Here is a 26,781-nt window from a genome sequence, read left to right as displayed (position 1 = left end):
TGACCTAATCCATCTTTTTTATGTTAAAAACGGAATTAAATACCTTAGAAAAATATAAATAGTGCTGATTAGTAAAGATAAAATTAACACCGGAAGTCCATACAGAGTGAATTTCACAAAAGATATCGGCTGATTATGGCTGGCTGCCAAACCAGCAACGACGACATTGGCGGAAGCTCCCACTAATGTCCCATTCCCTCCTAAACATGCTCCCAAAGCCAGGGACCACCAAATCGGATCCACATTCATCATGCCGTAGCCCTTCAGCTCCTGAACTACAGGAATCATCGCAGCTACGAAAGGAATGTTATCAACGATCCCTGAAAGGATACCTGAACTCCAAAGCATCACCATGGAGGTAATCGGAAGATCCCCCCTGAAATCCACACCATTCCCCTGGCAATCTCATCAATAATTCCGACCGTTTGCAGCCCTCCGACCAGCATAAACAAGCCAATAAAGAAAAATAAGGTCACCCATTCTACTTCCTGAAAGACTTTCTCCACGTCCAGCTCCCTATCTGTCATAAACAAAAGAAGAAGGGCTCCGCTTACTGCAATCGTGGTAATATCCAAGTGGAAAAACGGATGGAGCATAAATCCTGCAATCGTTAAAAACAGTACGGACACAGACTGAACGAGCAATTTTGAAACTTGAAGGTACTGGGAAGCGTCGATCTTCAACAATTTCTCTGCGAGCTCCTGGTTGTATGTAAGAGAGGAACGAAAACGAACCATTAACAGGGTAATCGTAATTAAAAAGATAACGAGAACCACAGGGCCTAAATGAATAAGAAAAGAAAGAAAGCTGAAATGCTCAACGGCTTGTCCAATCATTATATTCGGCGGATCACCAATCAATGTAGATGTACCGCCGATATTAGAGCAGAAGATCGTAGCCAATAAATATGGAAAAGCTGGAAGCTGTAATCTTTCAGTCAGTGATAGTAATACAGGGACAAATAAAAGCACGGTAGTTACGTTATCAAGAAAGGCTGATCCGACAGCCGTAAAGATTCCTGTAACAGCCAGCAATGGAACCGGTCTTCCTTTAACCATTTGAGCTAAACGAATTGCCAGATAAGTAAAAATTCCGGTTTTTTTCGTAATGGAAACTAATACCATCATGGAAAACAACAGTGCGATGGTTTCCCAATCAATAAAACCAAAAGCCTGCTCCCATTCATAGACTTTTGTCATCAACAATAGGATGCCTCCAGTTAATGCTACGAGTGCCCTATTAAATTTTTCGGTCATGATTAAAAGATAACTCACGACAAAAATGAGTAATGCAAGCATTGTAGTCATTGAACTTCCCCTTTATTACGGTCTTTATCTATCCTATTCACGAACCTTGAAAAATATCTGCTTCTATCTTACAAGCTTCTATGCATATATTGATAAAGACAAGCACATAAAGGGAGGGAGGATTTCAATGAAAAAAATGATGCAGGGCGTACTGGGATATGGGGTAGGTTCTATCTTTGCAGGCATGCTGCTATTCGCAGCCATATTGGCACTATTATTAAGGTTTACATCCATGGAATACGAAACGCTTAATCAATTAGCCCTGGTAGCTGGTATTTCTATTTTGGCGATCGGCGGAATATTATCTGCTTACAAAACGGAACAAAAAGGGTGGCTTTCCGGCGGACTGACGGGCTTCATTTTTGTAACCATGATGATACTTTTCCAAATTATTTTTGAAAATAAATGGATTTCTCTGCCCCAGTTAAGCTACTTCGGAGGGTTATTAGCAGCCGCTTGGCTTGGTGGTATGATCGGAGTAAATCTGCCGAAAAAATCGGGGAAACGATAAAAAATCGGTCACAAAAAGCCCGTTAACAGACGTAACGGGCTTTTCTACTTAGTCTTTATTAAGCTTTTCGCGGACTGAAGAACGGTCAAATTTCATTTGGGTTCCATCCTGCACGGAAATGACCAGCGAGTTGTCTTCAATAGCGTGGATGGTTCCATGCATTCCCCCGATAGTTATGATTCTATCTCCTTTTTCAAGTTCCGTCTGCATCTGCTGCACTTGCTTCTGTTTCTTTTGCTGTGGACGAATAAGCAAGAAATAGAAAATAACAAACATAAGAATAATTGGCAGTAATCCCATTAATGTTTGCATTAATATTCCCCCTTTCTAAAAGTTCTTTGCGTTTGGTTTATTGAAACCATACTGATCAAAGAATTCTTCTCTAAAGTCACCGAGTCGATCTTCTCTAATAGCTTCACGCACTTGCCTCATTAATTTTAACAGAAAATAAAGGTTATGATAAGTCGTTAACCTAAACCCAAACGTCTCATTTGCTTTTACTAGATGGCGAATGTAAGCCCGGCTATAGTTTCTGCAAGTATAACAATCACATTCATGATCGATCGGAGTAAAATCACGGGCATATTTAGCATTTCTGACAACCAGTCTTCCTTGTGACGTCATACACGTCCCATTTCGCGCAATTCTCGTTGGCAGTACACAATCAAACATATCTACACCTCGGATTGAACCATCAATCAAAGAATCCGGGGAGCCTACACCCATTAAATATCTCGGCTTTTGATCGGGAAGTAGTGGAGTTGTGAATTCCAGAACCTTATTCATGACGTCCTTTGGTTCACCAACTGAGAGGCCGCCTATAGCATATCCTGGAAAATCCAAAGAGACTAAATCACTGGCACTCTGCTTTCGAAGCTCCTCATATTCTCCTCCTTGGACAATTCCAAACAAACCTTGCTTGTCAGGTTTCTGATGTCCTCTGAGACATCTTTCCGCCCATCTGCTCGTCCTTTCTACTGATTTCTTCATGTAATCATATTCAGCCGGATATGGAGGGCATTCATCGAAAGCCATCATAATATCTGCCCCGAGCGAGTTTTGAATGTGCATCGCTCTCTCTGGAGACAGAAACAGCTTTTCACCACTAATATGGTTTCGAAAATGGACGCCTTCTTCTTCAATCTGTCGCAAATCGCTCAAGCTGAAGACTTGGAACCCACCGGAATCTGTGAGAATCGAACCTTTCCAATTCATAAAAGAATGAAGACCCCCGGCTTCTTCTACGATATCCTCCCCCGGCCTGAGCCAGAGATGATACGTATTAGACAAAATGATGCTGGCACCCATTTGCTCCAGTTCTTCAGGACTCATCGTTTTCACAGTCGCTAAAGTACCTACAGGCATAAACATCGGTGTATCAAACGAACCATGAGGGGTATGGACTTTTCCTAAACGGGCGCCGGTCTGCTTACAGGTTTTTATTAATTCATAGCGTATGGCCATTCTCATAAATCCTTTCTTTGTACCTTACTTTTATACAATCAGCATAGCATCGCCGAAGCTGAAAAAGCGGTACCTTTCTTCTACTGCCTCATGATAGGCTTTTAAAATAAATTCCCTCCCTGCAAATGCACTCACCAGCATAATGAGTGTAGATTTAGGGAGATGAAAGTTTGTAATCAAGCCATCGATCGCCTGCAGCTTTTGTGGTGGATAGATGAATATATCTGTCCAGCCTCTGGCTTCCGTAAATTCACCGTGATCACGAATAATGGTCTCAAGCGTACGGGTAGAAGTCGTCCCTACTGAAATGATTCTTCCGCCTTCATTTTTTATTCGGTTCAGCTGATCAGCAGTTTCCTTTGACATTTGGTAAAATTCCGCATGCATTTCATGTTCCTCAACTTTATCAACACTGACCGGTCTAAAGGTTCCGAGGCCGACATGAAGAGTTAAGTAAGCAAGTTCAACGCCGCTAGCTTGAATCTCTTCTAACAACTCATTTGTAAAATGCAATCCTGCCGTGGGCGCAGCTGCTGATCCTTCCTCCTTAGCATAAACCGTTTGATAACGTTCCCGATCAGAAAGCTGCTCCTTGATATACGGCGGAAGCGGCATTTCACCGAGGGATTCCAGTACTTCAAGAAAGATCCCTTCATAAGTAAACCGGACTTTACGGCCGCCATGCTCTTGGATATCTGTACATTCAGCCGTCAGTCTACCATTACCAAATTCAATAATTGTCCCTTTTTTTACTTTCTTTGCAGGTTTAACTAAAACTTCCCATTCATCCTCTTGTTCCTGATGCAGCAGCAGCACTTCCACTTTGCCGCCTGTGTCTTTTTTTGCACCGTATAGACGGGCAGGGAGCACCCGGGTATCATTTAATACTAAACAGTCTCCTCGTTTTAAAAAAGATCGTATGTCAGAAAAGTGATGATGATCCATACTTTCTTCCTTACGATTTAATACCATCAGCCTTGAAGAAGCCCTCTCCTGCAAAGGGACCTGGGCAATCAATTCTTCAGGAAGTTCAAAATCGTATTCCTTAATATTCATGTGAATCTCCTATTCCTTCGTTAGCGTATTTTTCCGATAAAATAAAAAATGAGTGATAAGATGATGCTTACTACAATAGAAGTCATAATAGGAAAATAAAAGGTGACTGACCCTTTCTTGAAAGAGAGGTCTCCAGGAAGCTTTCCAAAAATACTCCAAAGTAAGCCGATAATAATGAAAACAATCCCTATTACAATAAAGATTTTACCGAAGCCCGTCAAGTCCCCGGCACCTCCCTTTGAAAATGGTCGTATGCCTTAGGTGTCACCACCCGCCCTCTTGGCGTCCGTTGAAGTAATCCAATTTGCAAGAGAAACGGCTCGTACACATCTTCAATCGTTTGTGATTCTTCCCCTATGGTAGCAGCGATCGTATCAAGTCCCACAGGTCCTCCATTAAACCCATCTATTATTCCTAATAACAGTTTATGATCAATGAAATCGAGTCCTTTATCATCCACTTGAAGCATTTCAAGGGCTTTATTTGTCATTTCTTTACTAATTGTTTCCTCCCCTTCGACCTGCGCGATATCCCGGACGCGTTTAAGCAGACGATTAGCAATTCTGGGAGTTCCTCTGGACCTGCGGGCAACCTCAACAGCAGCGTCTTTTTTAATCGCTACATGAAAAATCTCAGCTGTCCTCTCGACGATCGAACAAAGTGCCGCCGTGTCATAAAAGTCGAGGCGGCTGTGGACTCCAAACCGGTCTCTTAGTGGCGCTGATAACAGCCCTGCTCGTGTCGTTGCTCCTACTAGGGTAAATGGGGGAAGATCCAGTCTTACCGATCTTGCGCTGGAGCCATTACCAACAACAATGTCCAGACAAAAATCTTCCATTGCAGGATAGAGGACTTCCTCAACCGAACGAGGAAGCCGGTGAATTTCGTCGATAAACAGAACATCCCCCGGCTCAAGGGAGGATAGAATTGCTGCCAGGTCCCCTGCTCTTTCGATGGCAGGCCCGGAAGTCGTCCGAAACTGAACCTCCATTTCATTCGCTATGATGGAAGCGAGCGTCGTCTTTCCCAATCCAGGAGGACCATAAAGCAGGGTATGATCAAGGGGTTCATTTCTCATTTTCGCCGCTTCGATAAAAATGGACAGATTTCTCTTCGTTTTTTCCTGTCCAATGTATTGATTAAGTCGTTCAGGACGAAGACTTTGGTCGATTTCCTGATCTGACAGCTGGTATTCTCCAGAAATCATCCGTTCTTCCACAATATTCCCTCCTTTACGTTAGGCTTTCATTAACAATTGAAGACCTTGGCGTACATAATCATCTACGTTTACAGCTTTTGAGTTGTTTAGCTCTACATGGACGAATTTCAATTCTTTTTCGGTGTAACCTAAAGCTTTTAAGGCCTCCAGAGCTTCATTCACCCGGGCACGTTTTTCACTTGATGTTACTTCTTCCTGATTAAAGAGCGTTTGTTCATGATCTTCATCCGGAAGCCAGACAATGAGTTTTCCTTTTAAATCAAGAATCATCTGCCGGGCGGTTTTCTTTCCTACTCCAGGAAAGCGGGTTAAATATTTTTCATCTTCCTGCTCAACAGCAGCGGCAAATTCCGGCACACTGACGGTTCCGAGGATCGCCAGAGCTCCTTTAGGTCCAATCCCAGAGACATTCAGCAATTGTGCAAATAACTGTTTGTCCTCTTTTTTGCGAAATCCAAACAGCAGCTGGTTGTCTTCACGAATATAATGGTATGTATGAATCTTGACTTCTTTATTTAGATGCTGCTGAAAATGAAAAGGATTGGCACAAAGAACTTCGTAGCCAATACCACTTGTCTCTATCATAATAGAATCATCTTCTATCGTCGTTAAAATACCTTTCACATATGCGATCATGGGCGTTATTTCCTCTCTTGCTTAAGTTCTATAGCACTCTCTATTGTAACATACAAGCACATGTTCGCCTAAGTTTTTCTAGTGACAAGAACACCAAAAAACCGCCTGTTACCGGCGGTTTTTAACAAAGTTAAAGACTTTGTTTATCCGTATATTGGTTTAATACCTGCTTAAAATGCTTTAAGTTATTAATTTTAATACCATCCTGAAGTTCTGTCTTGCGCTTTGTTTCGAGAGGCTTGATTGGAATTGGTTTAAAAGATTCAATCACTTTTCCATCCTCCGGACTGCCATAGAAAACCGCTAGTTCTCCCTTGTCATTGAGCCCAAAGTAACCTTCCCGTTTTGTTAGAGGAGAAATGTCGTTCACCTGCCGTTTAAATACTACTTGATCTAAAGTCTGGTCAACGACTGTCCATCCTCCATAAGAGGACCAGAAATCCATCATGGACCAGATGGTCTCATTCTTAGTAGTCGTTTCTATAACTCCGTCTTTGTAATGTTCTTTCAGGACAACTTTAATATGAAGTGGTTCCTGCTGAACTAATGTTTCTACTGCTTCTTCATGGGATTTTACTACAACCGGTCTTTGTTTTGAAACATCCTTACCTGAAAGTGTGTCTTCATGATTTCCCAGCAGCTGCCACCCTGCAAAGAAAACAATTAACAAGAACCCCGTAATCCAGCGATTCATCGTATTTCCCCCTAACTAAAATAACCTCTGTTTCTAGTATCACCAGAAACAGAAGTTATTATGAGCTGCTGGGAAATTTAAGATAATTTTTCAAGTACCTGCTCATCTGCGTCAAGGTTGTGGTAAATATCCTGTACATCATCATTATCCTCAAGCATATCGATCAGCTTAAGCATTTTTTCTACGCCTTGTTCAGCTAGAGGGGTGTAAGAATCAGGAATCATGGTCACTTCAGCAGATTCCAGTGGATATCCACTTTCTTCAAGAGTCTGCTTCACCACACTATAATGGTCAGGGTCTGTATAAATCTCAAAATGATCATCCGTAGTCTCCATGTCTTCCGCCCCTGCCTCAATGGCTTCAAGCATAAATTCGTCTTCGTCAGCGTCTACGGCATTTCGATCCACTAACAAATAACCTCTCCGATGAAACATAAAGGCCACACAACCGTTTTCCCCCAAATTCCCATCGTTTTTATTAAAGGCATGGCGCACATCAGCTGCAGTACGATTCTTATTATCAGTTAAAACTTTAACCATTACAGCGACTCCTCCCGGCCCGTATCCCTCATAAGTAATTTCCTCATAGTTTACTCCTTCAAGGTCACCGGTGGCTTTTTTGATGGCACGTTCAATATTATCATTCGGCATATTACTGGATTTCGCTTTATCAACAGCGAGCCGCAGGTTTGGGTTCATGTCAGGATCTCCACCACCTTGTTTGGCTGCCATAAAAATCTCTCTGGCCAGCTTCATGAAGACCTTTCCACGTTTAGCATCCTGCGCTCCTTTACGGCGCTTTATATTATTCCACTTTGAATGACCAGCCATGGACATTCTCCTCTCCCATTGCAAAACTTTTCCTTTTAAATATATCATATCCGTTGGCTGGGATTAAAGAACACTACTTTGCACCTTTATTCATTTTGAAAAAATCCTGTACTTGTTTTTTAAGTTTATTTGGAGCTTGTGAAGCTTTCAACCGTGCATTTAAATCCTTCATTTGGTCCCAGTTGCTTGTATTTGTATAAACAGTAACCGGCTTTTCTGTCATTCCTTCTACTTTCCGCCTGATTTTATTAGCTATTTTCCGATCTCTGTAATCCCTTGGATTCAGCATAACGGCAACATACACATGATCATCTGTTGCAAAAGCCTGGGTCATTGTTACTTCATCAAATGTATTCACTGCTTTCGTGATGGCTACTGATTCTTCGTTATAAAAATCATTGTTATGGGATTTGTTCGTTTCTCCATATTGAGCATGATTAAATTCTTTCTCAGCCGAACGTTTAAAATAACTGTCTTGTCCAATCGGTATCTGCTTTTTCTTTTCTGGTTTATCATCACCCCGGTATTCCAGGGGCTGGTATAGTGTTTCATTATGATCTGACTCTGCATTAGGCTCTTTTGCCTGACAGGCAGATAATAAAACAGAAGCACATAGGAAAATCAATGTTCGTTTCCACATAAAAAACATTCTCCTTTTTCCCTTACTATGGGTAAAGAAGAATGTTTTAGTCTGTTAATATTAACCATACTTATTCTGGCGGAGAAGGGGGAAGCTGTCGCTTGTGAGCCGATCGGTTATGCATGTCTTCAATAATTTTTCGGTCTTCCTCAGGAACCTCTTCTCCTTTGAGGTACTTATCAATCATATCATAGCTCGTTCCCATTTCATTTTCATCGGTCTGACCTTCCCAAAGACCGGCGCTTGGCTTTTTATGGATGATTTCGTCAGGGACATTTAAAACTTTCGCCATTTCCCTGACTTCTCCTTTAGTCAAATGAACCAGCGGAACGAGGTCTACGCCTCCATCACCAAATTTAGTAAAATAGCCGGTGTGCCATTCGGCAGCATTATCTGTTCCTACAACTAAGTATTTGTGATTAGCCGCAATTGTATAGAGGGTACTCATTCTCAAACGTGCCCGTAAATTTGCATCGGCAAGCTTCAATTGTTTCTCATCGGTTATACCCTGATCATCAAGCTGCTGTTTAATCGTACCAAACATGACATCATGGGTTTCTGTTAAATCGACTGTAATTGAATCAAGCTTACAAGCTTCCGTGACGAGCTTAGCATGCTCCTGGTCACTGGAATGGCTTTTACAAGGCATGATTACTCCTAGAGAGTTCTCCGGAAATGCTCGCTTAATTAAATTCGCTACGACCGCTGAATCAATTCCTCCACTGACCCCTACAAGGAGTCCTTCAACATGGGCTTCTTCCACTTGTTTTCGCAGCCAAGCCACTAATTCCTCTACTTTTCGTTGCACTGGATTGTTCATCCTTTCACACTATAATATACTATTTTAGCATATTCTCAGCATATCGGACAAACATCTTACGCTGCTCCCAGGCGATCTCAAGTTTATTAATGTGGACGGCAAGCGATCCCTCACCTGCACGACAGCGTTTATAACCATACAGCCATTCTCTCAGTAAATCAGCCGGGACTAAGACACCCTCAAGCCATAGATTGTTGTTTTCGGAATGACGGAAATAATTCAATAAAGTTCGACGCTGGTCTTCTAAATAAGGCAGGAATCGATGAGCAAGCTGAATTTCATCATATAACCGTGGACCATTATGGAGAAGGTCAAAATCAATCAATTTCATATGATTATTTTCATCAACAATAAAATTATGATGTGCTAAATCCCCATGAAGCCAATCGTGATTCTCCCATGCTCTTTCTTCAATTTCTCCCCAATTATGGTCCGCAAAATAGTTCAGCTGTTTATCTGTGACAGTTACTATTTCATGAAAGATATTGCTTTTTTGATAATGGCTGAATGCACTTTTTGTTTCTTTAAATTGTTCTAGCCTTCTTTCCCACTTTACATACAAGGGATCTCTTGGAATGGACAATGCCGTAATCCCTTCCGTCGTTCGGTGAAATAGCTTTACTAAACGGCCTGCCTGTTTACGATCCGAGTGGCTTCTAAAATCGGCATGTCTCCCTTCAAGCCATTCAAATAATCCCCATTCACATCCCAATTTACTTTTTGTAAAAGTATGATCTGGGAAAGGAATGGGGCATGAAGCCATCTGGGAAGCATTTGTCCATTCTTTAAAAAAATCAAGCTGCTGTTGAAGGATTGGGGCACGCCTATATCCTTTTAACAGTAATTTCCGGCCATTCATGTTCACTTGAAAAACCTTAGGTTTAATAACTGTTTCTATGGTGATGGGAATATCGTGTTTGTACTGAAGCCAATGGAAAAGGCGATCCGTGTATGAATCGCCTTCTCTATGGTCAGTCTTCATCTACATCATCGCCTCGCCAAGGCTGCTGCGGATTCCAGTTCCCCATAGGAGGCTGCTGTTGGTTCCAATTCCCCATCGATTGCGGCATGTTCCAATTTCCCATCGGCGCCTGCTGTCCGTAACCACCCATCGGCCATTGCTGACCATATCCTCCCGCCATCGGCCCTTGTTGGCCTTGAGGCATTGCTCCATGCATCCCCGGATAAAATTGTGGTCCATATCCCATCATTCCAGGATTTTGCTGACCGTCATCTCCACACCCGCAATTAGGCGGCATTTGTGCATGCATATAAGCGGAAGATGGCGACTCCCAATCCTCGCCTTGCCAAGGCATCTGTCCTTGCGGATGCATCGGCATATGAGCTGGCATCATAACCGGGTATGGAGGACAGCAGTAAAAATCACTGTGAACCAATTGCGGCTGGGCAGGAGGGTAATACTGCATTGGCTGGTAATATTCTTGTGGAGCTGTGTTGGCTGCTTCTACTGGAGCCTCTTTTTTTGGTTCTTCTTTCTTTTCTTTTTTCGCTTCTTTGGCTTTTGGTTCAGGAGCTTTAGGCATTGGAGGCAGGTTGAAGGTCGTATAATAATTTTGTAGCTGCTGCTCCATCATTGGCATTTGGACCGGAATATTGAATTGCGGCATAATTGGCTGCATCGGCTGCATTGGCTGCATTGGCTTTTCTTTAACTGGCTGCATCGGTTTTTCTTTGACAGGCTGCATTGGCTTTTCTTTTACCTTTTCATCCTCTTTGATAACTGGGATCGGTTTAGGTGATGTATCCTTATAAGGATGCTGTGTAGGCATTTTTTTGGGAGCCTCTTTCTTCACCTGTTTTGTCCCTTGAGGAACTTTAATTTTCATTCCTGGCATAATCATATCTGGATTGGACAACTGCGTGTTAACTGCTTTTAACTCTTCAAAATTAACCCCGTACTTCTTAGCAATGTTCCAGAGTGTATCCCCTTTTTGCACAATGTGAATTCTCACAGTTGCAACTCCCTTCCTGTGATTCTAAAAACAAAAAGACAATAATAGCTTCATAACACTCTATGCAGCACAAGCCAAAAGATTGATGATTTTGCCTATAAATCTTTTTCTAAAAATAGAAAAACCTCTAAAAACCGAGATAAAACAAGGTTTAAAGAGGTTAAGAAAATCATGCTTTCTTTACGGGGGTGTGCAGGCTTATTTGATAACTTGGATAAGTACCAAGAAGCTTCATTTGGCACCCAAGAGCTTCCAGTTCTGCTTTCACACCTGGGAACATAATTTGATCGTATGCTTGCTCAACGTCTATGATGAAGTAATAGTTGCCGAGCCCCGTTTTTAATGGTCTGGATTCAATTTTAGATAAGTTCATTTTTCTCCAGGCAAATGCGGCCAGCACTTGATGAAGTGCACCTACATAATCCTGAGGCAGCGTAATCATGACTGTTGTTTTCTGCTTATGTGGATGATCTTTTACCTTTAACGTTTTTGGATTTTTTTGTACAACGGCAAAGCGTGTATGATTATTATCATAATCGTGGATATTGTCCTCCAATATTTTCAGCTGGTTCCGTTCCGCTGCCAAATGGTTTCCAATGGCTGCAACCTTTGGCCCTGAAGAAGCAGCAATTTCAGCTGCTTTCGCAGTCGAAGTCGTATACTCTATTTTGATTCCCGGGAAATTTTTATGCAAATATTGATGGCACTGGGCAATAGCTTGGCTATGAGAATAAATGCGCTCTATTTTTTCCCCATTATATTGAGAATGTACGAGCAGATGCTGTTTAATAGGTACAGTCATCTCGGCAATAATGGATTGATTAACATAGTGGACTAAATAATCAATGGTTAGATGTACAGAACCCTCAATAGCATTCTCTAGAGGAACAACCCCCGTAGTTATTTCTCCTTCTTCCACTGCATCCAGGCAGGCAGGAATGCTCTCATAGCTGATGAAGTTTCCTCCATCAAAAAGGGCATCCACAGCCATTTTGGTAAACGTGCCTTTAGGTCCCAAATATCCGATTGTTTGCTCTTCCATCTGCTGTTCCCTCCATGCATTATGCTCCTGAACTAAGGATCTCCACTCGATCCACGAAGTCGAGCTTGTGTAATTTTTGTAATAATTTTTCTATTGAAAATACCATACCTGTCGTATTTAATGAAAGCGTAACGTTTGCTTTTCCTTGTAACGGAATCGTCTGGTGGATGGTGAGCACATTGCAACCTGACTCTGCTACGGTCAGCAGCAGATTTGACAAAGTACCCGTGCGATCCTCTAAATGAAAGAATAACGTAATCATTTGTTCTTTAACCATAGCCTGAAAAGGAAATACAGCATCTCTGTATTTATAAAAGGCACTTCTTGAGAGTCCCACTTCTTGAACCGCTTCGAAGATGGACTCTACCTTTCCTCTTTCCAGAAGCGCTTTAGCATCGATGGTTTTCTTCATGGCTTCAGGAAGGATATCACTACGGACTAAATAAAATTTTTCGTTATAATCCGCCATAAGGCACCCTCCTTAATCGACAAATTCAAATTCATAATCTAACAATCTTACGGTATCACCATCTTTTGCTCCACGTTTTCTAAGTTCCTCATCCACTCCCATGCTGCGCATCTGCCTCGCAAACCGGTTAATTGATTGGTCTCTTGTGAAGTCTGTTCTTCTAAACAACGATTCGATTTTTTCACCATATAGAACATACGCTCCATCATCATCCCGGGTAACCTTGAATGAAGCTTCCTCTTTTTCATATTTGTAAACGACCCGTTCTTCCATTTCCTCCACAGGCTTTTCCTGTTTCGGAATGTCATCAAGCTTATCGGCAGCCGCATAAAGAAGTTCATCAATTCCATCACGGGTAATTGTAGAGACAGGGAAAACTTGAACGCCCTCACCTAGTTGTTTTTTAAATTCTTCAAGTTTTTCCGGAGCTTCCGGCATATCCATTTTATTCGCCACCACGATTTGCGGGCGTGTTTGCAGTCTGGAATCATAAGAGGACAATTCATGGTTTATGGTTAAATAATCCTCATAAGGGTCTCTTCCTTCTGTTCCCGACATGTCAACGACGTGAAGGAGGAGCCTTGTCCGTTCCACGTGACGGAGAAATTGATGGCCTAAACCCACCCCCTCATGGGCGCCTTCAATTAATCCCGGCAGGTCTGCCATTACGAAACTGCGCTGATCTTTTGTTTCCACTACACCCAAATTTGGAGATAAAGTTGTAAAATGGTAGTCGGCTATCTTAGGTCTTGCTGCAGTAACAACCGAAAGGAATGTAGATTTACCTACACTCGGAAAACCTACGAGTCCTACGTCGGCTAACAACTTTAATTCTACCTGTACCTCCAACTCATGGCCCGGCTCCCCGTTTTCTGCAATTTCTGGAGCAGGATTTCTCGCCGTCGCAAAACGTGCGTTTCCTCTGCCGCCACGGCCGCCTTTAGCAATAACCGCTCGCTGTTTGTGTTCGGTTAAATCGGCGATGACTCTTCCCGTATCCAAGTCTTTTACCGTTGTGCCCGGAGGAACACTAACGACTAAAGGTGCAGCATTTTTCCCATGCTGCTTTTGATTCATTCCGTTTTCTCCGCGCTTAGCTTTAAAGTGGTGCTGATAACGAAAATCCATCAGCGTGTTTAAACCCTCATCCACTTCGAAAATGACATCCCCGCCATCTCCTCCATCTCCGCCTGATGGACCACCTTTAGGAACATACTTTTCACGCCGATAAGCGACCAGCCCATTCCCGCCGTCGCCGCCTTTTACAAATACTTTCACCTGATCGACAAACATCTCGTTCACCTCTTCAATCTATCATCATTTCAACAGAAAGCTCCCTACCTTCAAAAATAGATACGATAAAGCCTTCTTTGCTTAATTTTTTCTGCAGCTCTGGAAGATCTCGAAAGGCACCCTCCCATTCCCAGCTTAAACCAGGAGCTTCATTGTTTCCGCTATTATAAATATGAAGCGTTCCTTCATAGAGCTCTCCTTCCACATTATGCTCTTCCATAAGTTCAATCATTCGCCTGCTATAAGCCGTGATAGTTAAATCATGACGGGATAAATCAACTTCATCTTTTATATAAAAAACAAGCCGATACTGGGAGTGTGAAGAATTAAAGGACAGCAGCCACAATGAAAACGTGTCTGCTTTGCTGTTTAATAAACGATGCTCCTGTTCTGCTTCTGCTTTCAATTCATCAATTTGCTCCAGTAATTTGTCCTGTTTACCAAGAGTGGCATATCCTTGAAGCAGCTGGATTTGATTCATCCAGTCATGACGCTTATGCCTTAACAGCGAGATAAAGTTATGATTCTCCATATTCAGCTCCCTCTCCCCTTCGATAATAAGAAAAGTATAGCAAAAATATGCGGGAAACTGAAATCTGTGAAAATAAAAAAAGCCGCGCTTATGCATAGCACAGCGCAGCTTTTTTACGTATACACGCACAAGAGAATTTACGCTTCCTGAGCAACAGGATAAACGCTCACTTTCTTGCGATTACGTCCGTAACGCTCAAATTTAACAACACCGTCCACTTTTGCGAACAAAGTGTCATCTCCTCCACGGCCAACGTTTGCTCCTGGATAAATCTTCGTACCGCGTTGACGGTAAAGGATAGACCCACCAGTAACTTGTTGTCCATCTGCACGTTTGGCTCCAAGGCGTTTAGACTCAGAGTCACGTCCGTTTTTCGTACTACCTTGCCCTTTTTTCTGGGAAAAGAATTGCAAATCAAGACGTAGCATGGGTTCCCACCTCCTTAATAGAGAGTAACTTTAATATGATTACTATACTCATGTTCAATGGTCTCCAGCGACACCTGCATGCCTTGAAGAAGAACTTGTGTCTTCCCTTCCTGTTCAGATGTCAAACCTTCCGGCAAAGTTACTTTTAAGTATCCGCCTTCGCCGCCCTGCTCCACATGAGGTTCAAACTCGCCAAGATGTTCAATCGCGTTGACCGTCCCGAAGGAAATGGCAGATACAGCTGCACATACGAGATCATGTCCATAAGGTCCGCTTTCTGCATGACCGGCTATTTCAAACCCTTCGATGAAACCTTGCGAGCGGTAAATGTTTACATGAATCATCAGCTGTGTACCTTAGGCGTTGATTTTCTCAACAACAAGCTTCGTGTACGGCTGACGGTGACCTTGTTTACGTTTGTAGTTCTTTTTTGGCTTGTATTTGAAGACAGTGATCTTTTTTTGACGTCCGTGTTTTTCCACTTTCGCCGTAACTGTTGCACCATCAACATATGGAGCGCCGACTTTGGCACTATCTCCACCTACAAAAAGAACTTTGTCAAAAGTAATGGAATCGCCATCCTCGACGTTTACTTTTTCTACGTAAATTTCCTGGCCTTCTTCAACTTTGACCTGTTTTCCACCAGTTTCAATAATTGCGTACATACTTGCACCTCCTCGATTTACTCAGACTCGCCATTCAGGTACCTTACGGGTTTAAAACCTGTTCTGTGCGGTTGTAGCATCGGAGTGCTACTTGAATAACAAAATAATGTTACCACAATTCAAAACAAGTTGTCAACATTGTACGACCTGTGTTTAATCGCACTGTTAACCAACTCCTGAGACCCTTCAAGCTCTATTTGATAGGTAGAAACAGAAGCATCTTCTCTAACAAATAGGTCCTGTGAAATTTTACTAGAAAAAGGCTCCGAAATCAATTGTTTTTTCTCATTTAAAAGGTCTGGGTGGACAGCTACTAAGACAGCCTCCGATCCATTCCCGGATTTTGCAAGTAATTCCCGCTCCATTTGAAAGATGACGGAAGGGAAGTTTAGCTTAGGCTTTCTATTTGCTCTCAGAAGCTTTGGTGGACACATCCATTGTCTCTTGCGGCTGATTTCCATAATTCCGAGCTTTGTCATCCCATAAATAGTAGCAGGAACAGCATCTTCAGCTAGATGCTTTTTCATATAGTGGATCAATTTTTGTTCCAATTTTTTTGACTTCATTGAAATAAAATCAATCATAATAATTCCAGACAGGTTTCTTAATTTAATCTGTCTTGCTGCTTCTTCAGCTGCAGCTGCATTTACTTCGAATGCTTGAGAATTTGCCATTGCTCTCTTTACATGGCTGGAGCTGTTGACATCAATGACAACCATGGCTTCCGTTTCCTCAATAATAAGCTGGGCACCCCCGGCAACAGGGACCTCATTCTGAAGAATACGAGCTTGCAATTCGTTAATTGAAAGAGGAAGTTGTTCTTCCGCTTTTTTATCCCAGCGTATTCTCTCTGCTAAAGCAGGATAACGCCGTTTCACATATTGAACGACGTCGATATCATCGATGATAATTTCATGAATATCCGTGAAAGGATATTTTCGAATGAACTGATCCGGAAGCATCGGATCTTGCAAAATCGGATTGTTCTTCTTGTCAATGGTTTGCCACGTTTCCTTGAGCATCGAAAGCTCACTAAGCAGTTCCTCATGAACTGCCTTCTCAGCAGCCGTACGAATAATAACTCCTTCATCCCCGGTTCTTGATGCTTCCACGGCTAATTTTAAATCTGAACGACGAGGTTCCTGAATATTTTTGGAAATGGATATTGTTCTGCCAAAAGGCTGATAGACTAAATACAAACCAGGTACCGTAATATCTGCTGTAAGCTGTGCCCCTTTCTCCCCTGAAGTCTCCTTAATAACTTGAACGGCAAGCATTTGGCCTTCTGTAATGGCTTGTTCAATTTTCCCGGTACTCCATGGAATTTGAGACTCCTTAAGGAAGCCGTTTTTTGCAGAGCCAAAATCGATAAACGCTGCTCCAAGCTCTTTCATTATTTTCTGTACCTGTCCTAAAAAAATGGAGCCCGAAAGGAAGGTATCTCTCGGGCGTTCAAACATATATTCCGTAATTTGTCTATTTTCCAATACAACCCCGCTTTTCTCTGCGGGCTTTGTATGTAAGACCAGTGTTTTCATTCGTTTCCTCCCCTTATATCTTAATTCACAATGTCTCTCAAGCGGAGGTTAGGGGACTTTCTTTGAAAATAAGCTTGAAGACACTCTTGTTCATTAACTATATACAAAGGATTAGTTTGTTTCAATACATAGTAATGCATTCGATTGGCTCGTATATTCTTCAATGCATCCCTTACTTTCACATTTTCATCGATGGTTACATACCTAGCTTGTAACCGGGTCGAATCCCGCTTTCGACAATACATTAAATACCGGATAAATGTATAGCCTCTACGTTTCCATTCCAGAAGATTCTCTACAATTAAGAAAGAAGCGAGCAGTATACTGGCAAGTGTCCATTTATCAGCAAAGATCAACCAGCTCATCGTCACAGATAAAATAACACTGGATAGGAGGAGAGCCATTGTAAGGCTGTTTCTAAAGGAAAGGAATTGATTACAGCAATAAAAAACGAGTTTACCGCCGTCAAGCGGCCAAATAGGAAGTAAGTTACATAAAAGAATCAGACCATTAAACTCAAGAGCCTGTTCTAGTAAATGATGAGGGCCTGCATATATTTGAAGACCAAAGACTAAGATAAATATCCATACATGCTGCAAGGGGCCAGCAATGACTACTAAAACTTGTTCATGAAAAGGCCGTGTATTGTGTTCTTCACTTACAACGGCTCCTCCAAATAACCAAAACTCGATACATTCAACACGCCACCCAAAATAACGAGCCGTAAAAAAATGCCCAAGCTCATGGATAGCTACAATACTAAATAGGATGATAAATTCGTAGATTGCCCCTGTCAATAAAGCGGAAAAGGCAAGAAAAAAGAACAAAGGATGAACATGAATCTGCCTGGACAGCTTAAGAGTTTTCATCTACTTTGATCACCTGGACAGGATCCAAGTATTGTTTATCCTTTTGCACGGCAAAGAAAAACTGCGCCGCTTGTCCTTCCGTTGATTTTACCGAACCTAGCTCGGACTGGGCATCTACGAATTCGTATAAATGCACATTGATGGAAGATAGGTATCCATAAATTGTATTTGTCCCATCTGCGTGCTGAATGATAACAGTCTTATCGGATTCTGGGTCATTCCCAGCGAATATTACCGTTCCAGCTTTTACTGCTTTTACATTTGAACCATCGGTGGCGGACATAACGATCCCTTTTCCATCACTTTGAAAGGATTTAGTCACTGTTCCATTTACAGGCAGCGCTAAATCGGTGGCTTTTTTTGGTTCTTCTTTTTGGACAAGCTGAAGAGGATTGCCAAAACGATCACTGTACCACGCCATTACTTTTGCAAAAGGAAACTCCTGCTGTAATTGATTCGATACCCACTGCTCAGGCTTGTCCACCAATGGAATGTTTGTTCTTTCTCCCGCTGCTACCGTAACAAAAAGAAGGGCAGAAAAGACCAGCTGTAAAATAAGCTGATTTGAGCGGATTTTGCCCGTTTCCCTTTTTACACGTTCTGTATAACCAGTTACAATGGGTGGAAATCCATGAAGTTCCTCATCTTGAGGAGGCTGCATCGTCGTCATTGACTTAGAGTGAGAAGTATGAACTTTTTTCTTCTTTCGGCTTGCAATATTACGTCGCACATCCTCAATATCCCTTTTCATACCGAACCCCTTCTCTCTTTCCAACGTTTCTACCAGTCTATGGGGAAAGGGAATAGAATATGTCTTATTGGAAATAAAAGAAAAAAGCTGCAATGAAAGATTTCATTGCAGCAATTGTTAATCATGTTCGCAGCCCGAAAAACCGTTTTACTTTTGCGATCATTCCCGGCTCTTCTTCAAGATTCATAAGCGGAACAGATTCTCCAAGTATTCTTCTGGCAATATTTCTATACGCAATAGAAGCTTTTGTATTGGGTTCTAATGCGACTGGTTCACCGCTGTTTGCCGCTTTTAATACCGCATCGTCATCAATGACGATCCCTAATAAATCAATCGATAAAACCGACACAATTTCATCGACATCCAGCATATCACCGCTTTTCATCATATGAGTGCGGATACGGTTGATAACAAGCTTAGGTGCTTCAATTTCTTCCTGCTCCAGTAACCCGATAATTCGGTCTGCATCTCTCACACTGGACTTTTCCGGTGTAGTTACGACTATGGCTTTATCAGCTCCCGCCACTGCATTTTTATAGCCTTGTTCAATCCCAGCAGGACAATCAATGACGATATAATCATAGTCTTGTTTTAATTCCTCGACGATCGCTTTTATTCCTTCTGGTGTAACCTCAGACTTGTCTGAAGTTTGAGCAGCAGGCAGTAGGTGCAGACAATCAAACCGTTTGTCGGTAATCAGCGCTTGCTTCGTTTTACAACGATCCTGTACCACATCTACGATATCATAGATGATCCGGTTCTCAAGGCCCATCACTACGTCAAGGTTTCTTAGACCGATATCGGTGTCAACTAAACAAACTTTTTTATTCTGCAAGGCTAAAGCAGTACCCAGATTGGCAGTTGTGGTTGTCTTACCAACCCCTCCTTTTCCGGAGGTTATAACAATTGCCTCACCCATTAAGCATTCTCCTTTCAAAACTAGCTAGATCCGGACGCTTCTTAATGATTTCCTGTAAGGGTTCTATACGGATCTTACCTGTTTCATCAATACATCCACATTCCATATATACACCTTCGGATTCATAATCTGGTGCACGGCTCATTTGATCAGCGATTCTAAGCTGGTTCGGCTGCATATAGGAAGCTATTATGACTGCACCTTGATCCCCTTGCACTCCTGCATGGGCGATCCCTCGTAAACTTCCTAAGACGTAAATATTTCCGGTAGCACTCACTTTACCTCCCGGGTTTACATCTCCGATCAGTAATAAATCCCCGCGAATATCAATGACTTGTCCTGATCTGACCGTCTTTACAAGTGGATTAATATCAGTATTCTCTTTCCACTCTAAAGCTTCCTGCTTGGAGATTACCTCCGATTCAATATTTTCAACGACTAAGTTCTGTTTCTCACGGATTAAGCTTTTAAGTGTTTCCTTTTGCTCGTGGTCTAAATAACGCCTTCCTAAGTGAATCGTGAGTCTTATTAAGGGCTGTTCTTCATTAAGTCCGTTGAAGGCGAGCTTCTTTTTCAATTCCCCCAAAATTGCTTCAAACGTGCATTCATCATCCAAATGGAGTGTAAGACCATCCCGTGTCCCTTTTATGGATACAATTTGATTTTTGCCATTCACTGACTGTCACCTCAACCCTTATACAATTCCGTGTGCTATGCATTGTGAATATCTTCGGACCACTGTACAATCCGATTTTTCATTATCGGGTAGATGATAACGAAAAAGATCATGTTGGCAGCAAGCGTAGGAAGCAGCCTTTGAAGCGCATATGTACTCCAGGCCATAGAGGCTACCTGCACGAAAGAATAAATGATAAATAATAAAGTATCCGCAAGTGCTACACCAAGAATGATTAATAGCGAAGCAGATAAAAAGTTTGCATGAAGCAATTTTGTTAATCCATGGATCGTATAAGCAACAAATCCGTACGTGACCATATAGACTCCTAGTACTCCTGTATAGGCAACATCTATAAGTAACCCAAACAAAAGGCCGAACCAAAGAGAATGATATGTACGGTCATTATCATAAAATATAGCCAGCAGGAGAATGAAGCATAACGCCCAATGAGGAGTAATAAGTAAATTAGTATAGACAAGACTGGAGGGGAGTAAATTCATAGCCATTCCCTGCAAAGCCACAAGTATAAGCAAAATAAGCGCGATTAAATATCGACTCATTGCTCTTCTCCATTATTATTTTCTACTGTTTCCTCAGCACGATCTACAACGATCACTTGATTGATATCAAATAGATCAGCATAGGTTTTGATATAAGCAGTTTTGGTCAAACCAAATTGGTCATTGACCACTTCATCAACTTTTCCTATGCGTAAATTCTCAGGAAATACTCCGCCCATTCCAGAGGATACAACGGCATCCCCCTTCTTTAACTCCTCATCCAGTTTGATCCCGTTTAGAATCAGTCGGCCGCTTTCGTCATCATATCCTTCGATTAATCCAAAGACGCGATTACCTTTCTTCTTTTCTACCCAGGCAGAAATCTTATTGGAACGGTCGAATCCACTTAACAGCTGAACTGTAGAATGGAAGGCACCGGCAGATTTAATTTTTCCAACCATACCCTCACTAGTCATGACGGCCATGTCTTTCTTCACACCGTTTTCTTCACCTTTATTAATGGTCATTTGCTCAAACCAGCGGTCAGAGCTTCTAGCTATTACAGAGGCTTGGATGGGAGAATAATCGCTTAGAGCTTTGGATTTATCCATAGTAGCTCTCAGCTCCTCATTCTCTTTTTTTAATGCCTGGTTTTCCTGAATAGACCCTTTGTATTCGGCAAGCCTTGCTTTCAGCACTTTATTTTGTTCATAAACATGGAGCATATCCTTTGTGTGGGTATAAATACCATCTACCAAACGAATCGGCTGGTGAAAAATGGTTTGAACCCAGCCCACTGTATCCTGTAAAAACTTTTCTGGAATGGATATTGAACTGCGATCTCGAATTGAAAAGCCAATGAGCCCCACTAGAACGATGAATACGATTAATACAGTCATAAGTCTTTTTCTGCGAAAAAATGAAGGCATAGCTTTTCCACCCTATTCCATTGTTGAACGACTCGCAACATTCGGCTGAGCACGAAAATGTTGAATATATTCAAGAGATTTACCAGTTCCGATGGCCACACAATCAAGTGGTTCATCTGCAATAAAAACCGGCATGTTAGTTTCTTCACTAATAACCGTATCAAGGTTTTTCAAAAGAGCTCCTCCACCAGTTAATACGATTCCCCGCTCCATAATATCTGCAGCTAATTCCGGAGGGGTTTTTTCGAGAGTGTTTTTCACAGTTTCAATAATTGAATCTACCGTATCCTTTAGAGCTTGGACAATTTCAGCAGATTGGATTGTAATCGTCTTCGGAAGACCTGTCAATAAATCGCGCCCACGGATTTCCATCTCTTCGTTCTCCCGGACTTCTCCAGCACCGCCAAGTTCCATTTTTATCTCTTCAGCCGTGCGTTCCCCTATCATTAAATTGTACTTCTTTCTTACATGCTGAACGATAGAATCGTCCATCTCATCACCTGCAACTCGTATAGATTGGCTGGTCACGATTCCCCCAAGGGAAATAATCGCTACTTCTGTTGTACCTCCGCCAATATCAACGACCATGCTTCCTGTTGGTTCCCATACCGGCAGCCCAGCTCCGATAGCTGCCGCAAAAGGCTCCGCAATAGGAAAGGCATCCTTTGCTCCAGCTTGCTTTGTGGCATCTATGACTGCCCTTTCTTCCACCATAGTAATACCTGATGGTACACACACCATAACATTCGGTTTACTTGCAAAAGAAGAACGGGTTTTCAGCGCTTTTTTTATATAATATTTCATCATTTGAGCAGTTGTATCATAGTCGGCAATCACCCCATCCTTCATCGGACGGATTACAGAAATGTATCCAGGGGTCCGGCCTATCATGTTCCTTGCATCATTTCCAACCGCTTCTATTGTGTCTGTCTTTGTATTCTTCGCTACTACAGAAGGTTCGCGAACAATGACTCCTTTATTTTTCAGAAATACAAGGGTATTTGCTGTTCCTAAATCAATCCCCAAGTCCTGAGAAAATCCAAATAAACCCAATTCTTATCTTCCTTTCTACCCGCTTTAGTCCGAGCGGGGCGAAACTTTCAGTTAGTTTTATGAGAAGAAGCGCCGATTTATAAGGAAGATCTTATAAATGGCGCTTTAAATTTCCATCTATTCAATTATACGAAAAATATCTAAAAATAGATAGTGTTACAAGTATCCTTTTTCTTTCAATGAGATAAATTTCCTATCACCTATCACAAGATGATCAAGGAGTTCGATCCCAATCATCTTTCCACATTCCTGTAATCTTCTAGTCACGTGAATATCTTCCTGAGAAGGGGTGGGGTCTCCTGAGGGGTGGTTGTGGGCACAAATAATAGAGGCAGCAGATCGTTTAACAGCTTCTTTAAACACTTCGCGCGGATGAACTATTGAAGCATTCAGGCTGCCAATAAAAATGGTCTGTCGATGCAATACCTGGTTTTTTGTATTTAAAAATAAACAAATAAAATGCTCCTGTTTTAGATCCCGCATTTCTTCCATTACAAAATCTGCCCCATCTTCAGGGCTTCGTATCATATATCGTTCTACCGGCTTCATCTGCTGCATTCTTTTCCCAAGTTCAATCGCAGCTATCAGCAATACTGCTTTTGCAAGCCCAATTCCTCGAATGGCCCTGAGCTCCTCCACAGAAGCATCTTTTAACAAAAGGAGTCCTTCAAAATGGACTAACAGCCGCTTCGACAAATCCACTACAGATTCGAACTTGGTCCCGCTTCCTAATAGAATGGCCAGCAGTTCCTGATTAGATAAGTGAGAAGGGCCCAATTCAATTAACCGTTCTCTTGGGCGCTCCTCTTTTGGAACATCCTTAATCATGATACTCGTCTGAGACAAACTGCTTCTTCCCTTCCTGCTTATTCCTCGTAAAGAATTAAAGAAGAACCCCGAACTTTCTCAGTTCTCTCACAACACGAGATAAAGGAAGACCAACTACACTGTAATAATCTCCTTCTATGCTTTCAACAAAAAGCCCGCCTTTTCCTTGAATCCCATAGCTTCCAGCCTTATCCCATGCTTCTTTGCATTCTAAATAAGACTGGATTTCACTTTCTGTTAACGAAAAAAACTTCACTAAAGTGCTGACAGCTAAAGTGCTCTGCTCTTCCGAATTACGAATGGTTACAGCTGTAAGGACTTCATGTACGCTTCCGCTTAATTCCTCAAGCGTATTGTAAGCTTCTTCATAATCACCAGGCTTTCCTAGAATGCGTTGACCGTGAACTACAACCGTATCTGCAGTAAGGAGTACTTCATTGTTTCTGATAGAGATTGCCCGGCTTTTCTCTTCGGCCAATCGCCGCACCACTTCTTCTGGAGACCCGCCTATAATTTTTTCTTCTATCCCTGCCGATCTTACTGTAAAATTGTAACCTGCCATTTCCAAAAGCTCTTTTCTGCGAGGAGATGAAGAACCAAGAACAAGGGTTAGCATCGTAAGTCCTCCTTTCTCTTTATGAGGTGTATTTATCTTACATGAAAAGTGAAGATTTTTGGATTGGCAAATTTGTTGTCTCATTTCTAAAGGAAAGGGAGAAAATTAAATAAGTACCAGGAATTATTCCATTTTTACTAAATTATAGTTCGAACGAAAAAATGATTTACTCTTTTTCCAACGAGTGCACAATTTCGAGCCAAGCCATTTGATTCTGTCCGCTGTCTGCCTCCCACGATTCTACTGCTCCTAATAGTTTACTGTCCTTCGAGCCTTGTAAATCCTTCACTATTTGTTCCTTGCCATTCTGAGAAACTGAAGCTAAAGAACCTTCTTTGAGATAGCCTAATAAACTCTCTACTGCCCGCGCTTCCTTGCCAGAATAACTTTTTGTCGTAACCTGCCATGGTTTTACATAAGTATCTACGCTCTTACTTATAAGTGCTTTTGCAACCTGGTCTGCTTCTTCCCTTGTATCTCCTCTTCCTGCAAATAAAAAGTATTTTCCTTCTCTTTCCCAAATCATAGAGGCTATCGAAGCATTGGTCAGCTTATCTTTCCACTCTTTTGCCTTATCTTCCGTAGAAAAAACCCCCGCCTGCACAATATAAGAGTCAATGGTTTCAGAAGCAAGACTTGCTGCACTTGTGTCGTCCTGGCTGACCGCTGCTGCGTTGGCTTCCTCTGCCGACGGACTACTTTCTGCTGAGCTTGCGCTGTCACTAATGGAAACAAACATTCTTAAGAGCAGAAAACCCAATCCAAGACTAATTAGCAGGGCGGTTAACGTAGACATGATGATTGGTTTTAAAGAAGAGTTAGTTAATGTCTTCCTTTTGAAAGGCAGCTCATAAATAGAAGGACGATCCCGTGACTCCTGAAAGGAATCATTTTCTCTGTGATCAGCAGAAGCCGCATGTTCTTCCTTAGCTTGTACCATTTCATTTTGGAACTCACGGGCTTTTGTACCAAAAGTGATGGAGATCTTCTTCTTTGAATTCATTTTTTATCACTCCTGCAAGGTTTGTATTAACCCTATCACAGCAGTTATAAGAACCACGCTGAAATTTGTCACTCTTCTTTCGACAACTTCTTCTTTTCCTTCTACTTTTCGAGTGTTTTTTATGTTTCCGAAAAAAGGTTCCTCCTTCAGTCTGACTGCCTCGTGCTATTCGTTTCACCATACAGGAAAGGGCTCATATTGCCTACCTTTTCCTCGGAATTATACTTAGGTAATTCTGCTTCAAGAGCATGTAATTCTGGATAATAATAGGAAGAAAGAGTAATAAAATATACCAGTGCATCTTTTCCAGCTACTTGCTCTTCCTCCCTGTTAAAATTGAGAGAGTCCGCGGAAATAATTTATGACGGATCATTCACTTCATATAAAACATAATTGAGAAAGTGGTCTTTATTAACCATATGTAATCGCATTTGTTTTTTTTTATTAAATTGTACACCTCTCTCTTCTTTTTAAAAGAAACTAGTCACATACCAGTCAATGAGCAGCGGCCCTGAAAAAACGACAATCAACGCGCTAACCGCGATAAAAGGTCCAAAAGGAATGGGTTTGGCTCTTGAAATGGTTCCTGTGGCAAGTAACACTCCTCCAAGTATGGCTCCTAACAGCGTTGCAAGAAAAAAAGTAACAAGCAGCATTTTAACTCCCATCGCAAAACCAATGAGACCGAAGAGTTTCATATCTCCTCCGCCCATACCTGACCGGCTTATAAGAATGATCAAAGCAATACCTGCAAGACCAATTAACCCTCCTGCAATCGAAGCCCAATAGGGCATTAATGGATGAAATGACCGATACAATAAAAGGATGAAGAAGAAAAATAATAACACGCGATCGGGAATAATCATATAGGCTAAATCACTGACAATGATGATATGAAAAAGGGCTACTAAAATTAATGCATATAGAAACCCCCAACCCCAGTCAAATACAATGTAGGAATAGGAAAACAAAAGACCACTAAACAATTCCATAAAGGGGTAGATAAGCGAAATCTTTTGTCGGCAATGACGGCAGCGCCCCTTCTGGATAATAAAAGAAAGTACAGGTATCATTTCTGCCCAGCTGAGCTTATGATTACATCCAGGACAATGAGAGCCACCCTTTATAATTGACTCCTTCTTTGGGATGCGAAGGCCGGCAACATTAAAGAAAGAACCGAAAACAACTCCATAAATGAAGATGAGACTGGTAAAACATATATGCATGTGCAATTCTCCCATATAAGAAAATACCTCACGTAAGGGATTTTCGTTTAACTAGTCAGTGACGCAAATTTTCCTTTATACCATTCCTATCTAAATATGAAAAGGCAATCGGCTTATCCTTACTTTGCTTTAACCGAAATCATTGCCATACTGGCATCCAGCATGCTCTGCCAATTTGTGCATTCAAGTAAAGTGGTCAGCAATCTTGTCCTTAAACAAGAAACAAACCTGCTTATCTCTTCTTTTAGATCCGAATTTAAAGAAAAAAATCCAGTCAGCTGATATGAAATG

33 protein-coding genes, 1 pseudogene and 1 other annotated feature are annotated in these 26,781 nt (G+C 41.8%); of the genes and pseudogenes, 2 read left to right on the top strand and 32 right to left on the bottom strand.

Annotated features, from left to right (window positions below; translation table 11 throughout):
* Positions 1–18 precede the first annotated feature (18 nt).
* Positions 19–1,307 (bottom strand): annotated as a pseudogene (locus tag MUN89_RS10380) (ArsB/NhaD family transporter).
* Between the two features lie 127 nt (positions 1,308–1,434).
* On the opposite strand from MUN89_RS10380, the gene MUN89_RS10375 reads away from it, so the two are divergent.
* On the top strand, positions 1,435–1,818 hold the full coding sequence (locus MUN89_RS10375) for a TIGR04086 family membrane protein (protein ID WP_244713369.1): 384 nt from the start codon (positions 1,435–1,437) through the stop codon (positions 1,816–1,818).
* A 48-nt stretch (positions 1,819–1,866) separates the two neighbouring features.
* On the opposite strand, the gene yajC is transcribed toward MUN89_RS10375, so the two are convergent.
* The 31 genes from yajC to MUN89_RS10220 all read right to left on the bottom strand — a co-directional run bounded on the left by yajC (position 1,867) and on the right by MUN89_RS10220 (position 26,490).
* Positions 1,867–2,130 carry a preprotein translocase subunit YajC gene (gene yajC, locus MUN89_RS10370; RefSeq protein ID WP_244713368.1) on the bottom strand — a complete coding sequence of 88 codons (264 nt, stop codon included), beginning with the start codon at positions 2,128–2,130 and terminating at the stop codon, positions 1,867–1,869.
* A 15-nt stretch (positions 2,131–2,145) separates the two neighbouring features.
* Positions 2,146–3,282, bottom strand: a complete 1,137-nt coding sequence (gene tgt, locus MUN89_RS10365) for a tRNA guanosine(34) transglycosylase Tgt (protein ID WP_244713367.1) — start codon at positions 3,280–3,282, stop codon at positions 2,146–2,148.
* 30 nt (positions 3,283–3,312) lie between these two features.
* Complete coding sequence (gene queA, locus MUN89_RS10360; RefSeq protein WP_244713365.1) at positions 3,313–4,338, bottom strand: tRNA preQ1(34) S-adenosylmethionine ribosyltransferase-isomerase QueA; 1,026 nt, start codon at positions 4,336–4,338, stop codon at positions 3,313–3,315.
* A gap of 20 nt (positions 4,339–4,358) precedes the next feature.
* Positions 4,359–4,559: a DUF2905 domain-containing protein gene (locus MUN89_RS10355; protein ID WP_244713363.1), complete on the bottom strand. Its 201-nt coding sequence runs from the start codon at positions 4,557–4,559 to the stop codon at positions 4,359–4,361.
* On the bottom strand, positions 4,556–5,557 hold the full coding sequence (gene ruvB, locus MUN89_RS10350; RefSeq protein WP_244713362.1) for a Holliday junction branch migration DNA helicase RuvB: 1,002 nt from the start codon (positions 5,555–5,557) through the stop codon (positions 4,556–4,558). The genes MUN89_RS10355 and ruvB overlap by 4 nt, the downstream gene beginning before the upstream one ends.
* Before the next feature lie 18 nt (positions 5,558–5,575).
* Positions 5,576–6,193: a Holliday junction branch migration protein RuvA gene (gene ruvA / locus MUN89_RS10345; RefSeq protein ID WP_244713361.1), complete on the bottom strand. Its 618-nt coding sequence runs from the start codon at positions 6,191–6,193 to the stop codon at positions 5,576–5,578.
* 130 nt (positions 6,194–6,323) lie between these two features.
* Entirely contained in the window at positions 6,324–6,887 is a 564-nt protein-coding gene (locus tag MUN89_RS10340; protein WP_244713360.1) for a BofC C-terminal domain-containing protein, read from the bottom strand.
* A gap of 77 nt (positions 6,888–6,964) precedes the next feature.
* On the bottom strand, positions 6,965–7,717 hold the full coding sequence (locus MUN89_RS10335) for a YebC/PmpR family DNA-binding transcriptional regulator (RefSeq protein WP_244713358.1): 753 nt from the start codon (positions 7,715–7,717) through the stop codon (positions 6,965–6,967).
* 73 nt (positions 7,718–7,790) lie between these two features.
* Positions 7,791–8,357 (bottom strand): YhcN/YlaJ family sporulation lipoprotein, encoded by a 567-nt coding sequence (locus tag MUN89_RS10330; protein ID WP_244713356.1) that lies wholly within the window; start codon positions 8,355–8,357, stop codon positions 7,791–7,793.
* A gap of 70 nt (positions 8,358–8,427) precedes the next feature.
* Positions 8,428–9,165, bottom strand: coding sequence for an NAD(+) synthase (gene nadE / locus MUN89_RS10325; RefSeq protein ID WP_244713722.1), 738 nt, complete (start codon positions 9,163–9,165; stop codon positions 8,428–8,430).
* Between the two features lie 31 nt (positions 9,166–9,196).
* Positions 9,197–10,159 (bottom strand): aminoglycoside phosphotransferase family protein, encoded by a 963-nt coding sequence (locus MUN89_RS10320; protein WP_244713354.1) that lies wholly within the window; start codon positions 10,157–10,159, stop codon positions 9,197–9,199.
* Positions 10,149–11,150 (bottom strand): SafA/ExsA family spore coat assembly protein, encoded by a 1,002-nt coding sequence (gene safA / locus MUN89_RS10315; protein ID WP_244713353.1) that lies wholly within the window; start codon positions 11,148–11,150, stop codon positions 10,149–10,151. Before safA ends, MUN89_RS10320 begins: the two co-directional genes overlap by 11 nt.
* Before the next feature lie 169 nt (positions 11,151–11,319).
* Positions 11,320–12,192, bottom strand: coding sequence for a prephenate dehydratase (pheA, locus tag MUN89_RS10310; RefSeq protein WP_244713351.1), 873 nt, complete (start codon positions 12,190–12,192; stop codon positions 11,320–11,322).
* Between the two features lie 19 nt (positions 12,193–12,211).
* Entirely contained in the window at positions 12,212–12,661 is a 450-nt protein-coding gene (locus MUN89_RS10305) for an ACT domain-containing protein (protein ID WP_244713349.1), read from the bottom strand.
* Between the two features lie 12 nt (positions 12,662–12,673).
* Positions 12,674–13,954: a GTPase ObgE gene (gene obgE / locus MUN89_RS10300; RefSeq protein WP_244713719.1), complete on the bottom strand. Its 1,281-nt coding sequence runs from the start codon at positions 13,952–13,954 to the stop codon at positions 12,674–12,676.
* A gap of 13 nt (positions 13,955–13,967) precedes the next feature.
* Positions 13,968–14,486, bottom strand: coding sequence for a Spo0B domain-containing protein (locus tag MUN89_RS10295; RefSeq protein ID WP_244713348.1), 519 nt, complete (start codon positions 14,484–14,486; stop codon positions 13,968–13,970).
* Between the two features lie 137 nt (positions 14,487–14,623).
* Positions 14,624–14,914: a 50S ribosomal protein L27 gene (rpmA, locus tag MUN89_RS10290; RefSeq protein WP_244713347.1), complete on the bottom strand. Its 291-nt coding sequence runs from the start codon at positions 14,912–14,914 to the stop codon at positions 14,624–14,626.
* A gap of 14 nt (positions 14,915–14,928) precedes the next feature.
* On the bottom strand, positions 14,929–15,258 hold the full coding sequence (locus tag MUN89_RS10285; RefSeq protein ID WP_244713346.1) for a ribosomal-processing cysteine protease Prp: 330 nt from the start codon (positions 15,256–15,258) through the stop codon (positions 14,929–14,931).
* 12 nt (positions 15,259–15,270) lie between these two features.
* The gene (rplU, locus tag MUN89_RS10280) at positions 15,271–15,579 is read right to left on the bottom strand and encodes a 50S ribosomal protein L21 (RefSeq protein ID WP_244713345.1); all 309 of its coding nucleotides are present in this window, start codon (positions 15,577–15,579) and stop codon (positions 15,271–15,273) included.
* 13 nt (positions 15,580–15,592) lie between these two features.
* Positions 15,593–15,662 (bottom strand) — a sequence feature (ribosomal protein L21 leader region).
* Between the two features lie 36 nt (positions 15,663–15,698).
* On the bottom strand, positions 15,699–17,117 hold the full coding sequence (locus tag MUN89_RS10275) for a ribonuclease E/G (RefSeq protein WP_244713344.1): 1,419 nt from the start codon (positions 17,115–17,117) through the stop codon (positions 15,699–15,701).
* A 20-nt stretch (positions 17,118–17,137) separates the two neighbouring features.
* Positions 17,138–17,986 (bottom strand): site-2 protease family protein, encoded by an 849-nt coding sequence (locus tag MUN89_RS10270; protein ID WP_244713343.1) that lies wholly within the window; start codon positions 17,984–17,986, stop codon positions 17,138–17,140.
* Positions 17,973–18,737, bottom strand: coding sequence for a M23 family metallopeptidase (locus MUN89_RS10265; protein ID WP_244713342.1), 765 nt, complete (start codon positions 18,735–18,737; stop codon positions 17,973–17,975). The genes MUN89_RS10270 and MUN89_RS10265 overlap by 14 nt, the downstream gene beginning before the upstream one ends.
* Positions 18,738–18,858: 121 nt before the next feature.
* Positions 18,859–19,656 (bottom strand): septum site-determining protein MinD, encoded by a 798-nt coding sequence (gene minD, locus MUN89_RS10260; RefSeq protein WP_244713340.1) that lies wholly within the window; start codon positions 19,654–19,656, stop codon positions 18,859–18,861.
* The gene (gene minC, locus MUN89_RS10255) at positions 19,649–20,332 is read right to left on the bottom strand and encodes a septum site-determining protein MinC (RefSeq protein WP_244713338.1); all 684 of its coding nucleotides are present in this window, start codon (positions 20,330–20,332) and stop codon (positions 19,649–19,651) included. The genes minD and minC overlap by 8 nt, the downstream gene beginning before the upstream one ends.
* 35 nt (positions 20,333–20,367) lie before the next feature.
* Entirely contained in the window at positions 20,368–20,895 is a 528-nt protein-coding gene (gene mreD, locus MUN89_RS10250) for a rod shape-determining protein MreD (RefSeq protein WP_244713337.1), read from the bottom strand.
* On the bottom strand, positions 20,892–21,764 hold the full coding sequence (gene mreC / locus MUN89_RS10245; protein ID WP_244713336.1) for a rod shape-determining protein MreC: 873 nt from the start codon (positions 21,762–21,764) through the stop codon (positions 20,892–20,894). The genes mreD and mreC overlap by 4 nt, the downstream gene beginning before the upstream one ends.
* Before the next feature lie 12 nt (positions 21,765–21,776).
* Positions 21,777–22,817, bottom strand: a complete 1,041-nt coding sequence (locus tag MUN89_RS10240) for a rod shape-determining protein (protein WP_244713335.1) — start codon at positions 22,815–22,817, stop codon at positions 21,777–21,779.
* A gap of 156 nt (positions 22,818–22,973) precedes the next feature.
* On the bottom strand, positions 22,974–23,645 hold the full coding sequence (radC, locus tag MUN89_RS10235; RefSeq protein WP_244713716.1) for a RadC family protein: 672 nt from the start codon (positions 23,643–23,645) through the stop codon (positions 22,974–22,976).
* 55 nt (positions 23,646–23,700) lie between these two features.
* Positions 23,701–24,261, bottom strand: a complete 561-nt coding sequence (locus MUN89_RS10230; protein ID WP_244713334.1) for a Maf family protein — start codon at positions 24,259–24,261, stop codon at positions 23,701–23,703.
* Between the two features lie 166 nt (positions 24,262–24,427).
* Entirely contained in the window at positions 24,428–25,264 is an 837-nt protein-coding gene (locus tag MUN89_RS10225) for an SPOR domain-containing protein (RefSeq protein WP_244713332.1), read from the bottom strand.
* Positions 25,265–25,734: 470 nt separating this feature from the next.
* Positions 25,735–26,490, bottom strand: coding sequence for a prepilin peptidase (locus MUN89_RS10220; RefSeq protein ID WP_256464024.1), 756 nt, complete (start codon positions 26,488–26,490; stop codon positions 25,735–25,737).
* Positions 26,491–26,586: 96 nt separating this feature from the next.
* Between MUN89_RS10220 and MUN89_RS10210 the strand changes: the two genes are divergently transcribed.
* Positions 26,587–26,772, top strand: a complete 186-nt coding sequence (locus tag MUN89_RS10210; RefSeq protein ID WP_244713331.1) for a hypothetical protein — start codon at positions 26,587–26,589, stop codon at positions 26,770–26,772.
* The last annotated feature ends 9 nt before the right edge of the window (positions 26,773–26,781 follow it).

The sequence above is a fragment of the Halobacillus salinarum genome (genome assembly GCF_022919095.1).
GTDB classification, from domain to species: Bacteria; Bacillota; Bacilli; order Bacillales; family Halobacillaceae; genus Halobacillus_B; species Halobacillus_B salinarum.
This window is presented reverse-complemented; position numbering and strand designations above follow the sequence as displayed.

Bases quoted from the DNA above. Each gene is read 5' to 3' on its own strand.
- MUN89_RS10220 (WP_256464024.1), bottom strand. From the start codon at position 26,490: ATGCATATATGTTTTACCAGTCTCATCTTCATTTATGGAGTTGTTTTC.
- obgE (WP_244713719.1), bottom strand. From the start codon at position 13,954: ATGTTTGTCGATCAGGTGAAAGTATTTGTAAAAGGCGGCGACGGCGGG.
- queA (WP_244713365.1), bottom strand. From the start codon at position 4,338: ATGAATATTAAGGAATACGATTTTGAACTTCCTGAAGAATTGATTGCC.
- yajC (WP_244713368.1), bottom strand. From the start codon at position 2,130: ATGCAAACATTAATGGGATTACTGCCAATTATTCTTATGTTTGTTATT.
- MUN89_RS10340 (WP_244713360.1), bottom strand. From the start codon at position 6,887: ATGAATCGCTGGATTACGGGGTTCTTGTTAATTGTTTTCTTTGCAGGG.
- MUN89_RS10320 (WP_244713354.1), bottom strand. From the start codon at position 10,159: ATGAAGACTGACCATAGAGAAGGCGATTCATACACGGATCGCCTTTTC.
- MUN89_RS10335 (WP_244713358.1), bottom strand. From the start codon at position 7,717: ATGGCTGGTCATTCAAAGTGGAATAATATAAAGCGCCGTAAAGGAGCG.
- pheA (WP_244713351.1), bottom strand. From the start codon at position 12,192: ATGGAAGAGCAAACAATCGGATATTTGGGACCTAAAGGCACGTTTACC.
- MUN89_RS10330 (WP_244713356.1), bottom strand. From the start codon at position 8,357: ATGTGGAAACGAACATTGATTTTCCTATGTGCTTCTGTTTTATTATCT.
- minD (WP_244713340.1), bottom strand. From the start codon at position 19,656: ATGGGTGAGGCAATTGTTATAACCTCCGGAAAAGGAGGGGTTGGTAAG.
- MUN89_RS10230 (WP_244713334.1), bottom strand. From the start codon at position 24,261: ATGCTAACCCTTGTTCTTGGTTCTTCATCTCCTCGCAGAAAAGAGCTT.
- MUN89_RS10305 (WP_244713349.1), bottom strand. From the start codon at position 12,661: ATGGCGGATTATAACGAAAAATTTTATTTAGTCCGTAGTGATATCCTT.
- rpmA (WP_244713347.1), bottom strand. From the start codon at position 14,914: ATGCTACGTCTTGATTTGCAATTCTTTTCCCAGAAAAAAGGGCAAGGT.
- MUN89_RS10275 (WP_244713344.1), bottom strand. From the start codon at position 17,117: ATGAAAACACTGGTCTTACATACAAAGCCCGCAGAGAAAAGCGGGGTT.
- MUN89_RS10375 (WP_244713369.1), top strand. From the start codon at position 1,435: ATGAAAAAAATGATGCAGGGCGTACTGGGATATGGGGTAGGTTCTATC.
- MUN89_RS10265 (WP_244713342.1), bottom strand. From the start codon at position 18,737: ATGAAAAGGGATATTGAGGATGTGCGACGTAATATTGCAAGCCGAAAG.
- MUN89_RS10210 (WP_244713331.1), top strand. From the start codon at position 26,587: ATGAAAAGGCAATCGGCTTATCCTTACTTTGCTTTAACCGAAATCATT.
- mreC (WP_244713336.1), bottom strand. From the start codon at position 21,764: ATGCCTTCATTTTTTCGCAGAAAAAGACTTATGACTGTATTAATCGTA.
- tgt (WP_244713367.1), bottom strand. From the start codon at position 3,282: ATGGCCATACGCTATGAATTAATAAAAACCTGTAAGCAGACCGGCGCC.
- radC (WP_244713716.1), bottom strand. From the start codon at position 23,645: ATGATTAAGGATGTTCCAAAAGAGGAGCGCCCAAGAGAACGGTTAATT.
- ruvA (WP_244713361.1), bottom strand. From the start codon at position 6,193: ATGATCGCATATGTGAAAGGTATTTTAACGACGATAGAAGATGATTCT.
- MUN89_RS10270 (WP_244713343.1), bottom strand. From the start codon at position 17,986: ATGAAAACTCTTAAGCTGTCCAGGCAGATTCATGTTCATCCTTTGTTC.
- MUN89_RS10295 (WP_244713348.1), bottom strand. From the start codon at position 14,486: ATGGAGAATCATAACTTTATCTCGCTGTTAAGGCATAAGCGTCATGAC.
- MUN89_RS10225 (WP_244713332.1), bottom strand. From the start codon at position 25,264: ATGAATTCAAAGAAGAAGATCTCCATCACTTTTGGTACAAAAGCCCGT.
- mreD (WP_244713337.1), bottom strand. From the start codon at position 20,895: ATGAGTCGATATTTAATCGCGCTTATTTTGCTTATACTTGTGGCTTTG.
- MUN89_RS10285 (WP_244713346.1), bottom strand. From the start codon at position 15,258: ATGATTCATGTAAACATTTACCGCTCGCAAGGTTTCATCGAAGGGTTT.
- rplU (WP_244713345.1), bottom strand. From the start codon at position 15,579: ATGTACGCAATTATTGAAACTGGTGGAAAACAGGTCAAAGTTGAAGAA.